13 protein-coding genes and 1 pseudogene are annotated in these 13,465 nt (G+C 69.3%); 1 reads left to right on the top strand and 13 read right to left on the bottom strand.

Features of this window, described 5'->3' with window-relative positions; genetic code table 11:
* Positions 1–41 precede the first annotated feature (41 nt).
* From LK409_RS09560 to LK409_RS09540, 5 genes and pseudogenes are all read right to left on the bottom strand, one after another.
* Positions 42–1,133, bottom strand: a complete 1,092-nt coding sequence (locus LK409_RS09560; RefSeq protein WP_003810042.1) for an ABC transporter ATP-binding protein — start codon at positions 1,131–1,133, stop codon at positions 42–44.
* Complete coding sequence (locus tag LK409_RS09555) at positions 1,130–1,933, bottom strand: ABC transporter permease (RefSeq protein WP_010928472.1); 804 nt, start codon at positions 1,931–1,933, stop codon at positions 1,130–1,132. The genes LK409_RS09560 and LK409_RS09555 overlap by 4 nt, the downstream gene beginning before the upstream one ends.
* Positions 1,930–2,757 (bottom strand): ABC transporter permease, encoded by an 828-nt coding sequence (locus LK409_RS09550; RefSeq protein WP_003810039.1) that lies wholly within the window; start codon positions 2,755–2,757, stop codon positions 1,930–1,932. Before LK409_RS09550 ends, LK409_RS09555 begins: the two co-directional genes overlap by 4 nt.
* Positions 2,758–2,759: 2 nt before the next feature.
* Positions 2,760–4,399: pseudogene (locus tag LK409_RS22865) on the bottom strand (amidohydrolase).
* A 10-nt stretch (positions 4,400–4,409) separates the two neighbouring features.
* A complete protein-coding gene (locus LK409_RS09540) occupies positions 4,410–5,534 on the bottom strand; it encodes an ABC transporter substrate-binding protein (RefSeq protein ID WP_010928471.1) in 1,125 nt (374 codons plus the stop codon).
* A gap of 111 nt (positions 5,535–5,645) precedes the next feature.
* Between LK409_RS09540 and LK409_RS09535 the strand changes: the two genes are divergently transcribed.
* Positions 5,646–6,599, top strand: coding sequence for a LysR family transcriptional regulator (locus LK409_RS09535; RefSeq protein ID WP_010928470.1), 954 nt, complete (start codon positions 5,646–5,648; stop codon positions 6,597–6,599).
* Positions 6,600–6,603: 4 nt separating this feature from the next.
* Here the strand turns inward: LK409_RS09535 and LK409_RS09530 are convergent, their stop codons facing one another.
* The 8 genes from LK409_RS09530 to LK409_RS09495 all read right to left on the bottom strand — a co-directional run bounded on the left by LK409_RS09530 (position 6,604) and on the right by LK409_RS09495 (position 13,463).
* Positions 6,604–7,242: a TetR/AcrR family transcriptional regulator gene (locus LK409_RS09530; protein WP_003820136.1), complete on the bottom strand. Its 639-nt coding sequence runs from the start codon at positions 7,240–7,242 to the stop codon at positions 6,604–6,606.
* Positions 7,243–7,329: 87 nt separating this feature from the next.
* Positions 7,330–8,097 carry an SDR family oxidoreductase gene (locus tag LK409_RS09525; RefSeq protein WP_010928469.1) on the bottom strand — a complete coding sequence of 256 codons (768 nt, stop codon included), beginning with the start codon at positions 8,095–8,097 and terminating at the stop codon, positions 7,330–7,332.
* 14 nt (positions 8,098–8,111) lie between these two features.
* On the bottom strand, positions 8,112–8,915 hold the full coding sequence (locus LK409_RS09520) for an aspartate dehydrogenase (RefSeq protein ID WP_010928468.1): 804 nt from the start codon (positions 8,913–8,915) through the stop codon (positions 8,112–8,114).
* Complete coding sequence (locus tag LK409_RS09515; protein WP_010928467.1) at positions 8,912–9,721, bottom strand: alpha/beta fold hydrolase; 810 nt, start codon at positions 9,719–9,721, stop codon at positions 8,912–8,914. Before LK409_RS09515 ends, LK409_RS09520 begins: the two co-directional genes overlap by 4 nt.
* On the bottom strand, positions 9,718–10,701 hold the full coding sequence (locus LK409_RS09510; protein ID WP_004568037.1) for a TRAP transporter substrate-binding protein: 984 nt from the start codon (positions 10,699–10,701) through the stop codon (positions 9,718–9,720). Before LK409_RS09510 ends, LK409_RS09515 begins: the two co-directional genes overlap by 4 nt.
* Before the next feature lie 28 nt (positions 10,702–10,729).
* A complete protein-coding gene (locus LK409_RS09505) occupies positions 10,730–11,998 on the bottom strand; it encodes a TRAP transporter large permease (protein ID WP_010928466.1) in 1,269 nt (422 codons plus the stop codon).
* 2 nt (positions 11,999–12,000) lie between these two features.
* A complete protein-coding gene (locus LK409_RS09500) occupies positions 12,001–12,525 on the bottom strand; it encodes a TRAP transporter small permease (RefSeq protein WP_003810020.1) in 525 nt (174 codons plus the stop codon).
* A complete protein-coding gene (locus LK409_RS09495; RefSeq protein WP_010928465.1) occupies positions 12,522–13,463 on the bottom strand; it encodes a 3-hydroxyacyl-CoA dehydrogenase in 942 nt (313 codons plus the stop codon). The genes LK409_RS09500 and LK409_RS09495 overlap by 4 nt, the downstream gene beginning before the upstream one ends.
* Between the last annotated feature and the right edge of the window lie 2 nt (positions 13,464–13,465).

The following is a 13,465-nucleotide window of genomic DNA, read 5'->3' as shown; positions in this document are numbered from 1 at the left end:
CAAGGTTGTAAAACAGGCGCTGCCCGCCTGCAAGGGACGGATCAGTCGGCGGCCTCCAGCAGGCTGACCGCCGCCGCGTCCAGGCCCACCGATACGAGGTCGTCCTGCCGCAGGGCCGCGCCGGCGCCGGCCACGGCCTCGGCGAACAGCGCCGTGCCGCGCGGCGTGCGCAGCAGATAGTTCATCAGGTTGCCCGCATAGCTGATGGCTTCCACCTTGGCGGCCAGCCCCTGGCGCCCGGCGGCGTCCAGGCGCATCTGGTGCGGCCGCACCACCAGGCTGACGGCCTCGCCCGGCGCATACTGGCGCCGCGGCTTAGGCACCTCCAGCACGCCGCCCTCGTACTCGACCGCCACGCCGTCGGCGCCGGCCTGGCGCACCTTGCCGGCTAGCACATTGCTGCGTCCCAGGAAGCCGGCGACGAACAGATTGGCCGGCCGCTCGTAGAGCTCGGTGGGCGAGCCGATCTGGGCAATGCCGCCTTCGTTGAAGATGGCGATGCGGTCGGACATGGACAGCGCCTCTTCCTGGTCGTGCGTCACGTACAGGAACGAGGCGCCGGACTCCTTGTTCAGCTTGCGCAGTTCCCATTGCAGATCGGCGCGCAGCTTCTTGTCCAGCGCCGACAGCGGCTCGTCCAGCAACAGGATGCGCGGGTCGTAGACCAGCGCGCGGGCCAGCGCCACGCGCTGCTGCTGGCCGCCCGACAACTGGCGCGGATAGCGCGCGCCGTAGCTGCCCAGCTGCACCTGCTCGAGCGCCTGCTGGGCGCGCCGGCGCGCCTGCTCGCGGCCGACGCCGCGTATCGCCAGCGGAAAGCGCACGTTCTGCTCCACCGTCATGTGGGGAAACAGCGCATAGCCCTGGAACACCATGCCAAAGCCGCGCGCCTCGGGCGCCTGTCCGGTGATCGAGGCGCCCTGGTAGAGAATGTCGCCCGAGGTCGGCGCGACGAACCCGGCGATCGACATCAGGGTGGTCGTCTTGCCCGACCCGGACGGACCGAGCAGGGTCAGGAACTCGCCCGCGCCCAGCTCGAAATCGACGCCGCGCAGCGCCTGGAATGCGCCAAAGCGCTTGTTCAGCGCGCGCACGCGCAGCAAAGGCGTCGGCGTAGTGGCCGCAGCGTTCATGACAGCTCCTGTTTTTGTCGATGGTGGACCAGCAGCCGTTCGGCGCACAGGCAGATGAAGGTAATGACGATCATCAGCGTCGCCACCGCCGCGATCGTGGGGTCGACGTTCTCGTTGATGCCGTCCCACATGACGCGCGGCAGCAGATAGACGTTGCGGGTCGTCACGAACAGCAGCACCACCAGCTCGTCCCACGACACGATGAAGGCGAAGATGGCGCCGGAGACAAGTCCGCTGCGCACGCCCGGCAGGGTGATGCGCCACAGCACCTGCCAGGGCCGCGCGCCCATCGAGCGCGCGGCCTGCTCCAGGCGCGGATCGAAGTTGGCCAGCGCCGAACCGACCGAGACGAATACGAAAGGCATGGCGGCCACGACGTGGGCGATGACCACTCCGGTGAAGGTGTCGAGCAGGCCCAGGTCGATGTACAAGCGGTAATACGCCAACGCGCCCACGATGGTCGGCACGATCAGCGGCAGCAGCGCCAGCAGGCGCACCAGCGCCCCCAGGCGCGCGCCCAGCCGCCATGCGCCGATGGCCGCGGCCGCGCCCAGCAGGGTGGCCGCCAGCGTGGACACCGCCGACACCGCCACGCTTTGCAGCAGGCTGCCGCGCCACACCGGACTGTCCACCAGTTGGCGGTAGTGCTGCCACGACCATGACTCGGCCGGGAACGACAGATAGGAGCGGTCGGTGAACGACACCGGGATCACCACCAGCGCCGGCAGGAACAGAAAGGCCAGCACCAGCGCCGCCACCACCGCCGCCGCGGCGAACCACCAAGAGGGGCGCACGCTCATGGCGCACCGAACAGCGACGGCACGCGCACCACGCGCGACACCAGCACCAGGCTCATGATCACCGCCACCAGCAGCGTGGCCGCGAAGGCGGTCGAGATGCCCCAGTTCATGGTCTCGCTGATACCGAATTCTATGTATTGCGCCACCATCACGGTCTTGCCTCCTCCAAGCAGCGCGGGCGTAATGAAGAACCCGAGCGAAAAGATGAACACCAGCACGCCGGCGGCCAGCACGCCCGGCAGCGACAGCGGCAGGTAGACGCGCAGGAAGGTCGCGACCGGCCCCGCGCCCAGCGCCCGCGCAGCCGCCATCAGCGAGCGGTCGATACCCAGCATGTTGGTCAGCATCGGCAGCACGGCATAGGGAATCATGTAATGGACCATGCCAATCAGCACGCCGGTTTCGTTGCGCAGCAGCGCCAGCGGACTGTCGATCACGCCCAGCGCCATCAGCGTGGCGTTGACCGGTCCTTCCCTGGCCAGCAGCAGCACCCAGGCGAAGGCGCGCACCAGCACCGACAGCCAGAACGGCACCAGCAGGCCGATGATCATCCAGCTGCGCATGCGCGGCGACGAATTGGCCATCACATAGGCCAGCACATAGCCCAGGCCCAGGGCGATCAGCGTGGTCCAGGCGCAGATGCGCGCCGTGGTCGCCATGATCTTCAGGTACAGCGGCTCGGTGAACAGCGCCGCGTAATTGCCCAGGCCGGCATGCGGCTCGGTGAAGCTGATGGCCAGGATGCGCAGCACCGGCAGCAGGAACATCCCGCCTATCAGTACCGCGGCCGGCAACACCAGCAAGGCTGGCAGCGATCGTCGCATGGTTACTCCCGCATGGGCAGCTCGTCCGCCCAGGATGGCGCGCCCGCGGCGCGATAAGTGGCCTGGCCGCCCACCAGGGTGGCCAGCACCTGCGTGCGGCGGATCTCGTCCGGGTCGACGGCGCACGGATCGCGGTCCAGCACGATCAGGTCGGCCAGCTTGCCGGGACTGAGCGTGCCCTTGCGCGCGGCCTGCCCCTCGGCGCGCGCCGGATTGGCGGTATAGCAGCGCATCGCCTCCAGCGGCGTAATGGCCTGCCCGGCGCCCAGGCTGGCGCCCGACGCGGTCTTGCGCGTCACCATGGACCACATGCCCAGGAACGGATTGCGCTCGCACACCGGCGCGTCGGAGTGCGCGCAGACCAGCACCCCGCGGTCCAGCATGTCGCGGTGCGGCCACATCCAGGCCATTTCCGCGCTCGGGCGATTGCGCAGATAGGCATCGCCCAGGTTGTAGGCAAAGCCCGCCGCCGACGAGTCGATCACGCCCAGCGCCGCCATGCGCTGCTGGATGGCCGGCGGCGCGCAGCAGCAATGCTCGATGCGTGGCGGCACTGCGCCGGGGTGGGCGCGCAGGCCCTGCTCGAAGGCATCCAGCGCGAAGTCGATGCCGCGGTCGCCGTTGCCGGTGGCGGCCGCCTGCAGGCCCGCCGCCATCACGCGCCCGACCTTGGCGGCCAGGTCCTCGGCGGAGAAATTCACGTCGCCACGGTTGGCGGGCCGGCCATCGCCCCCTCCTCGCCCACGTAAGGCTGGTAATAGGCCGCCGTGCGGCCGCTGGTGCTGCCGTCCGAGCCATACTCCACGCCCAGCAGGTACAGCCGGTCATCGCCCGCGCCAAAGCGCAGCCCGGCCGCCAGCGTCTCGTCCACCAGCCGCTGGTCGCGGCCGTTGAGCATCATGCCCACGCGCACCGGCAGGCGGCCCGCGCCGTGCAGCGCGCGGTAGGCCTGCACCGCCAGCGCGCTGGTCAGGGCGTTGTGGACGCTGGTGATGCCCATGCGCCCCATTTCCGCGAACAGCGTCGGGAAGCCCTCCAGGTAATCGTCCAGGCTGTCGGCGGCGGCGATATGGGTCGTGAAGGCGAACACGCCGCGCCCGCGCGCCAGGCCGGTGGCGGCGTCCAGGCAATGCGGCGGCACCTGCGTCGCCAGGCCGCTGGCCAGCAACGCGGCCAGGGCCGGCGCGCTGGCCAGTCCGACCTGCGCATCGCGGCGCAACAGGAACACCGGCCGGCCAGGCGCCGCCTGTTCGAGCGCCTGGCGCGCGGGATAGCCGCCGCTGTGCGTATCGTCGAAGCGAAACCCCAGGTACCAGGCGCCGGCCGGCATGCGCCGGTGAAAATCGGCGATGCGCGCCAAGAGCGCCTGCTGCGTCGCCACCTGCGAGACGTCGTCCCAGCGCCCGGCCTTGACCGCCTGCCCGTCGGGGTGGCAATGGCTGTCGTTGATGCCCGGCATCACGCACGCGCCGCCCAGCCCGATGCGGCGCGTGCCCGGCCCGGCCAGCGCCAGGCAATGCGCATCCGAGCCCACCGCGATGATGCGGCCGGCGGCGATCGCCACCGCCTGGGCCTGCTCCAGCTTGTCGTCCAGCGTGGCGATGCTGCCGCCATGCAATACCAAATCCGCGTACATCGTCATGGTGCGTTGCTCAGCCCGTGATCACCTTGACGTACTCGTTGTAGATGCGGTCCTGGTTATCGCCATGCCAGGTGTAGTTGGCCACCACCTGCTGGCGGAAGTTCTCTTCGTCGGTCGGGTTGTCCTGGCGCAGCTCGGGCGGCACCAGGGCGTTGGCCGCCGGGTTGGCCGGGCCGTTGCCCATCAGGCGCAGCAGTTCGATCTGGCTTTCAGGCGATTGCGTCGACGCGATGAAATCGAACACCTTGCGGCCGGCCGGGTTGCCCTTGGGCACCAGCCACCCCGCCGGGATCAGGATGCCCTGGTTCCAGGTGAAATCGATGGTCGACCCCGGTTCGCAGCGCATCACGGTGGCGCGCGTATGCCAGACCAGGCCCATGGTGGCCTCGCCCTGGCGCAGCAGCTGCTGGCTCTCGGCGCCTGTCTTCCAGAAAATGGTCTTGTCCTTGATGGCGGCGATCTTGTCCAGCGCGCGCCGCTCGTCGATGGGGTACAGCTGGGACGCATCGGCCGGCACGCCGTCGGCCATCAGGGCCGCCTCCAGCGTGGCCAGCACCCGGTCGGGCAGGATGCGCGTGCCGGGGAAGTCCTTGGTGTTCCAGAAGTCGGCCCAGGTGCGCGGCGGCCGGTCGCCAAAGGCCTTCTTGTCGTAGGTCAGCACGAAGCTGTAAATGAAATGCGAGACGCCGAATTCGCTGCTGAAGCCCGGGCGCACCTTGTTGCGATCGACCACGCCGTAGTCGATGGGCTCCAGGTAGCCGCGCTTGCCCAGCGAGTGGCCCGCGGCCAGGTTGGCGTCGCACACGTCCCACGCCACGTTCCTGGACTCGACCATGGTGCGGATCTTGCCGAACGACGGCCCCGTGCCGTCGAATTCGACCTTGGTGCCGGTGGCCTTCTCGTATGGCTTGCCCCACACCAGCGGCTGGTTCTTGATGGCGTCGCCGCCCCAGTTGCACACGACGATGCGGTCGGCGGCGGCCGCGGCGGGCCGCATGGGCGCCAGCGACGCCAGGCCTGCCGCGCCCAGCATGCCCAGCAGCTGGCGTCGGCGCGCCGACGTCAGTCCGGGAGATTGCAGCGCCAGTTCGGCGGCGTCGGCCAGCCAGCCATCCTGCGGTACAGACATCTTCATGGTATGCGTCCTCGCATGGGAACTTGGGGAAAAACCATAGTGATCACCGGGCCGGGTTCATGCAATATATGAGTTTTGCACCTGTCCGTACTATCCCTAGGTCTTCCCCTGATGCCACCCTTACCCGTCGGCCTGGCCAAGCCCAAGGCGCTGCACGAGCCCAGCTTTGCGCAACTGGGCGTATTCCATGCGATCATGATCACCGGCTCGGTGTCGCGCGCGGCCCGGCTGATGGGCATGACGCAATCGGCCGCCAGCAAGATGCTGCGCCAGCTCGAGGACGACACCGGGCTGCGCCTGTTCGAGCGCCAGCACCAGCGGCTGGTGCCCACGCCGCACGCGCAAGGCCTGCAGGACAGCGTCGAGCAGCTCTACGGCGCCTACGGGGTGGTGCAGCGCCAGATCGACAGCCTGGCCGACCCGGACACGGGCCATGTCAACGTGGCCGCCATCCCGACGCAGGCCACGACCTTCCTGCCGCAGGCCATCAAGCGGCTGCGCGAGCGCTACCAGGGCATCACGGTCACGGTCGAGATCCTGGCCAACCAGCCCATCGTCGACCGCGTGCAGAGCGGCCAGGCCGATTTCGGCCTGGTGCACGACATCACCCCGTCGGTGTCCACGCTCAATGAAGACCTGGGCCTGCAGCATGTGGTGTGCGTGGCGCCGGCCGGCCACCGCTATGCCGGCCTGCCACACGTCGCCGCGCACGACCTGAGGAACGAGACCTTTCTTTCGTACGGGCCGCAGACCAACTTCGGCGCCATGCTGGAGACGGCCTTCGCCTCGGCCGGCGTGCGCATGCCGGTGGCGGTGGAAGTCACCTCGTCGGCGGCCCTGCTAGCCCTGATCCGCGCCGGCGTGGGCGTGGGGCTGGTCGAGCCGGCCGCCATCGCGCCCTTTGGCGCCACCGGCTTCGTCATCAAGCCCTTCCTGCCGGCGCTGCCGGTGCGCTCGCGCATCGTGCGCTCGCGCCTGCGCCCGCTCACGCGCCATGCCGAACTGCTGCTCGAAGCCTACCGCGCGGTCGTGCTGCAGGCGCGGCCCGACAGCTTCCAGGCCTAGGCGCTCAAGGCGCCGGCCTGTGCCCCGCCATCCCGTAGGCGTCGTGGATCAGCCGGTCGACGGCCTGGTACATCTGGCGCAAACGGTCGAAACGGCCCGCGTCGCGGGTGATCGGATCGGCGCTGTTGGCCATCTCGATGATGGGCAGGGCCACCATTTCCACCGGGGTATCGGGCCGCAACTCGCCCTTTTCGACCGCGCGGCGCACCCCCGCCACCACGCTGCGCTGCAGCTCGTGCGAATAGCGCGCCAGCGCCTCGCGCGCCGCCGGCGTGATCAGCGCGCTTTCCAGGCGCATGCGGGCGATCAGGCTCCAGGGATGGCTGGTGTCGCCCTGCGGGTTGCGCTTGAGATAGCGCATCTCGTTGAACTGCATGCTGAGCTGGATCTTCTGCGATAGCGTGGAGTCCGACAGCCAGATCTGGTCGAAATGGCCGATCGTACGCTGGCAATACTCGATCGTGACGTCTTCCACCAACTCGTGCTTGTGCCGGTAGTGATAGTGGATATTGCCGCGCGTGCAGTCGAGCGCCTGGGCGATCTGCTGAAACCGAAAGCCCGAGCTGCCGTGCGCGATCAGCATATCGGTGGCGACTTCCTTGATGCGCTCTTTCATGGGAACCTGAGCCGGGGTTGCCTTCACCGTGTCCTTGCCTCCTCCGATGTCATGCCGGGCGGCCCGCCGCGCCACGGCAAACAGTGCATTCTAGGGCCTGTTGCGCGCGCTCGGCTACGCCGCCGTCAGGCCGCCGTCGAGCACCAGCGTGCTGCCGGTGGCGAACGAGGCGTCGTCGCTGGCCAGGAAAACGATGGCGTGCGCCACTTCCTCGGGCTGGCCGAGGCGGTTCATGGGCTGGCGCGCCGCCAGGCTGGCGCGCAAGGCTTCGGGATCGTCACTGCGCGCGTAGATCTCGCGGAAGTACGGCGACTCGATCGTGCCCGGCGCCACGCAGTTGATGCGAATCCCCTCGGTGGCGTGGTCCAGCGCCATGGCGCGCGTCAGCGCCGCCACCGCGCCCTTGGAGGCGCAATACGCGGCGCGCTGGCGCAAGCCCACCAGCGCGCCCGCCGACGCCGTATTGACGATCACGCCGGCCCCCTGGCGCTGCATGATCGGGATGACGTACTTGCAGCCCAGGAACACGCCGTCGACGTTGACGCGCATCAGCGCCGACCAGTCGGCCTCGTCGGTATCGACCACGGTGGCGGCGATACCGTAGCCGGCATTGTTGACCAGCACGTCGATGCGCTCCCAGCGCGCCGCCACGGCGTCGACCAGGGCGCGCACCGATTGCGCCTCGCCCACGTCGGCCTGGCGCGCCTCGGCGCGTCCGCCCTCGGCCACGATGGCCTGCGCGACGCGCTCGGCCGCCTCGATGGCCTTGTCGGCCACCACCACGACCGCGCCCTCGCGCGCCATCAGGCGGGCCGTGGCCTCGCCGATTCCCGAGCCCGCGCCGGTCACGATGGCGATCCTGCCGGATAAGCGTTGCGTCATGTCCTGCTCCCGGCTCAGCCGATGGTAAAGCGCGCCAGATGGCGGCGGATCGTGGCCAGCACGCTTTGCGCCACCAGCCATGAAGTCTTGGGATTGGCCGGCGACGGCGCGTTGACCAGCTCGATCTGCATCTCGCCCAACGGGCTGCGCACCTGGATGCGGTGCTGGTTGCCGCGCGCCCGCGGATCGACCACCACCTCCACGCGCGTGCGCGTCATGCCGATGCCGGCCAGCGCCAGCGTGGCCGCCACGTTCAGATTCTTGGGAAAGCGCAGCGCCGCCTCGCGCGCCGGTCCGCTGAACAGCGTGCGGCTTTCGGCCAGCGTATCCGGGTCTATCCCCATGCCGGGCAGTTCGGCGCGCCAGGCCGCCACGGGTTTACGCGATTCGTACACCACTTCGGCGTCGTCGCGGCCCGCCACGGCCTGCAGGTAGTCCAGACCGGCGATCGCCCCGGCCGGCACGCGGATCCGGGCGCCGCCGGCCTCGGCCGCGGCGATGAGGCGTGCGCGCAAGGCGTCATCGGCCAGCGCGCCGGCCGAGCAGATGATCATGTCCAGGCCGGCCTTCAGGCAGCCCTCGGCGTGCTCGGCAATCGCCTGCTGGCCGGCCGCCTCGACCACCAGGTCGGGACGCCAGGCCAGCAGGCCGGGCAAGCCGTCGAGCAAGGCGACGCGCCCGGCCAGCGCGGGCGGCAGGTCCGCCGCGTTGCGCGTCAGCGCGGCCAGCTGGCACGGCTGCGCGGCGTCGGCCAGCAGGCCGGCGGCCACGTCCGAGGCGATGGCGCCCAGGCCGATGAATGCAATGCGATGCGTCATAAGGAATGATGTCCAAACCAATCGAGCAGCGCGGCGACGTAATCGGCGCCGCGCACAATGGGAAAGAAATGGCCGCCATGCTCCAGCGGGCGCAATTGCGCCCCCGGCAGCACGCGCGCCAGCTGCTGCTGCAGCGCGAACGGCACGATCTGGTCGTCGCGCGCGCCCAGCACCAGCGCGGGCGCGTCCAGCCCCGGCAGATCGTCCAGGCGATCGTACGCCAGCAAGGCGGCGATGCGCTCGCGCACCACGGCGACCCGCTGCGCCGGCCACGGCGCTGCCGCCGCCGGCACGGCTTCGGGATGCGCCAGCAACCAGGCGGCCGGATACGACAGATAGGCGCCCGCCTGCTCGTACAGCGCCGGCGACGCCGCCAGCAGCGCGGCCCGCATGGCGAACAGCGACTGCATATAGGCGTTGCGCCCGCCCCAGGTGCCGCCCAGCACCAGGCTGGCCGCCCGCGCGGGCGCCGACAGGGCCATCTCCTGCACGATGCAGCCGCCGGTCGAATGCCCCACCAGATGGGCGCGTTCGATGCCGCGCGCATCCAGCACGGCCCAGGCGTCGGCGGCCAGCCGGGCGATGTCCACCGCGGCATCGCCGCGCGTGGAGCCGGCCACGCCGCGCTGGTCGAACACCACGCAGCGCCGCCCTTGCAGGCCGGCCGCCACGGGCGTCCAGAAGGCGCCCGTGCCGCCCAGCCCGCTGACCAGCAGCACGGCCTCGCCCGCGCCCGTCTCGCGCGCCGCCAGGCGCGCGCCGTCGGGCAGGATCACGGTCAAATCCGTCATGCGCTGCCGGATCACTTGGCCGCGCGGGCCGCTTCGATCTCTACCAGGAACTGCTCGCCGCCCGGCGCCGCCTTGGCGATCTGATCCCACGCGCCACGGGCCGCCTCGCGCAGCGGCGCCTGGTCGGGATACTGCACCTGCACGCCGCGCTGCTTGAGCACGTCGAACGCCTCGGCCAGCTTCTGGTCCTGGAACTTCACCGCCACCTGCATGGATTCGCGGCCCGCTTCCTCGACAGCCTTACGCACGTCCTCGGGCAGGCGGTCGAACTTGGCCTTGGAGATGATGAACAGGCTGGGCAGCTGGTGGGCGGCGGTCACCGAGTAATACTTGATCACTTCGGCAAAGCCATCGGCCACGGTCTGGTCGGGGCTCAGCTCGGCGGCGTCGACCACGCCGTTCTGCAGGCTGAGGAACAGTTCGGCGTAGGCGGTCGGCGTGGGCTGCGAACCGAGGGCGCGATAGGCCTCGACGAAGCCCGGCGACTGGATGACCCGCACCTTCAGGCCCTTCATCGCCGCCAGGTCGGGAACCGGCTTCATCGACGCCAGGCTGCGCGCATACACCGCGCCCCAGCCCAGCCCGACCATGTTGTACTTGGGCAGCACGTCCAGCAGGCGATCGCCAACCGGGCCCTGCATGATGCGGTTGGCCTCTTCGTAGTCGGTGAACAGGTACGGCAGCGACAGGACGCGGTATTCGCGCACCGTGTTCTCCAGCGAGGCCTGGGCGATGATCATCGCATCGACCACGCCGGTGCGCGCGCCCTGCACCAGCTTGAGCTCGCCGCCCAGTCCGCCGGACGGATACAGGGTGACCTTGACCTTGTCGCCCACCTTCTGCTTCATCAGCTCGGCGAAATGCAGGCCGGCCACCTGGTACGAGCTGGTGTCGCCCAGCGCGTGGCCGATATTGATCTGGATGGGCTCGGCGCTGGCGCCGAACGAGGCGCCGGCCAGTGCGAGCGCGGCAAACAGGGATTTCACGACGTTCATGTTGCGCTTCCTTGGGAAGTGACAGGGTTCAGAAAAAGCGGGCGTACAGCACCGGCCCGTAGGTAATGATGATCAGGTCCAGCAGCAGCACGCCCAGGAATACCGACAGCGGGCGCATCAGGCGCTCCATCGACACGCGGGCGATGCCGCATACCAGGAACAGGTTCACCCCGACCGGCGGCGTGACCATGCCCACCGCCAGGTTGACGATCACGATCAGCCCGAAATGCACCGGGTCGATGCCCAGGCTGACGGCCACCGGCGCCAGCACCGGGGCCAGGATCAGGATCGCCGCGAAGGTCTCCATGAACAGGCCCACCACCAGCAGCGCGATGTTGACCAACAGCAGGAACACCAGCGGGTTGTCGGACACGCCCAGCAACAGCGCAGCCACCTGCTGCGGCGCCTGGTAGAGCGACAGCACATAGGCGAACACCGACGCGAAGCCCACGATCAACAGGACGATGCCGGAGGTCACCGCCGACGACCAGAAGATCTCGGGCAGGTCTTTCCACTTGATTTCGCGGTAAATGAACACGCTGACCACGAAGGTATAGGCCACCGCCACGACCGCGGCCTCGGTGGCGGTGAACAGCCCGCCGTAGATGCCGCCCAGGATGATCACCGGCATCAGCAGCGACAGGCTGGCCCGGCGCAGCGCGCGCCAGACGTTGAGCGCCCATTCGCCCACGCTTACGCGCTGCGAACCGCCGTAATCGCCCAGGCGCGACATGATGAGAATGGTGATGATCAGCGACAGGCCGATCAGCAGGCCGGGCAGGATGCCGGCCACGAACATCTGCGCCACCGACGTGCCGGTCAGCATGGCGTAGATGATTATCGGCACCGACGGCGGCAGGATCACGCCCAGCTCGCCGCTGGAGGCCACCACCGACGCGGCGAACGGACGCGGATAGCCGCGCCGCTCCATCTCGGGAATCATCACCGAGCCGATGGCCGCGGTGGTGGCCGAGGACGAGCCGCAGATGGTCGAGAAGAACATGGTGGTCAGCACCGCGGCGCCGCCCAGGCCGCCCTTGACCCAGCCGATCAGCGCCAGGCCCAGGTCCATCAGCCGCCCGGCGATGCCGCCGGTCTGCATCAGGCGCCCGGCCAGCACGAAGAACGGCACGGCCATCAGCGCGAACGAGTCCATCGACTCGAACATGGTCTGGGGCACGGCCAGCAACGGCACGTCCCGCGCCAGCAGCGCCGGCAGCGGCGCGATGCCCAGGCTCAGGGCCACGGGGATGCTGGCGGCGAACAGCAGCAACAGCAGAACAACGGCTGAAAGCATGATTACTCCTGGGCTTCTTGCTGGCTGGCGTGGCGGATGTCGATGCCTTGCAGCAGGCATTCGGCGATCAGCGTCGCGGTGTTGAGGAACATCAGTCCGAAACCCACCGGCATGGCCAGGTAGATCCAGGTCTTGGGCATGGACAGCACCGGACTGGTCTCGATCGCGCCGAACTCCATGAACTCCAGGCCCAGGTAGATCATCAGCGTGAAGAACACCAGGCAGCCCAACAGCGCGGCAAAGCGCAGCGCGCGCCCCAGCGGCGCGGGCAGCAGCGTCACCACCAGCTCCAGCGCGATCAGCTGCGCCTTGCGGCAGGCCACGCCGGCGCCGAGAAAGATGATCCAGATCATCAGGTAGCGCGATACCTCTTCGCTCCACGGCGCGGCCACGTTCCAGCCCAGCCCGGTAAGCAGGAAGCGCACCGACACCTGCCACAGCGTGCACAATGTCATGCCCAGCATCAGTCCGGCCATCAGCCAGCACGCCAGGCGATTCAGGCCATCGACGGCCCTGATCAATTTCATGGTTTTTCCCCTGTGTAATCGTGTAGCGCCACCCGTACGCCGGCGATGGCGCGATCGCGCCAGCCGCGCTTGGCCTCCAGGCGCTCCAGCGGCAGCGCGGCGCGCATCGCGCCATCCAGCGCGCTGATCAGCTCGGCATCGACCGGCGCGGGCAAGCCCTGGCCGGCCGCCATGTCATTGAAGATGTGGCCGTAGCGCTGCAGATAGTCGGCAATCCCGCCCGGCGCATTCAGGTCCACACCCTCCAGCGGCCCCAGCGTGGCCCAGCGCAGGCCCAGCCCCTGGCTGATCAGGGCATCGGCGTCCGCCGGCGAAATCACGTCGTCGGCGATCACGCGGAACATTTCCATCAGCAAGGCGCCTTGCAGCCGGTTGAGCACGAAGCCCGGAATCTCCTTCCTGATGCGCACTGGATGCTGCCCCAGCGAGCGCATGAACGCCTCGGCGCCGGCCAGGACCTGCGGGTCGGTCCAGGCCGACGCCGCCATCTCCACCACCGGCGACAGATGCGGCGGCGTCATGGGATGCGCGACCAGGCAGCGCGCGCGCCCGGCCAGCGCCTCGGTGAACTGGCTGGCGCCATAGGTCGAGGTGGAGCTGGCCAGCAGCGCATGGGCCGGCGCCAGCGCGTCCAGTTCGGCGAACAGCGTACGCTTGAGCGCCAGGTTCTCCGAAACCGCTTCCTGCACATAATCCGCGCGGCCCACCGCGGCCGCCAGCGCGTCGGTCGCGCCGATGCGCGCCGCCACGTCGCCGGGCTGCTCGCCCGCCCCCAGCAGGGACGCGCTGCGCTCGATCATGCCGGCCAGCCGCGCGGGCAGCCCCGCCAGGCACGCCGCGTCGCGCTCGACGATGGTCACTTCCAACCCGCGGCGCGCGAACACAACGGCCCAGGAGGCGCCGATGATGCCGCCCCCGATTACTGCTACGTGATTCATGA

Origin of the sequence: Bordetella parapertussis (assembly GCF_020735925.1) — a bacterium.
GTDB classification, from domain to species: Bacteria; Pseudomonadota; Gammaproteobacteria; order Burkholderiales; family Burkholderiaceae_B; genus Bordetella; species Bordetella pertussis.
This window is presented reverse-complemented; position numbering and strand designations above follow the sequence as displayed.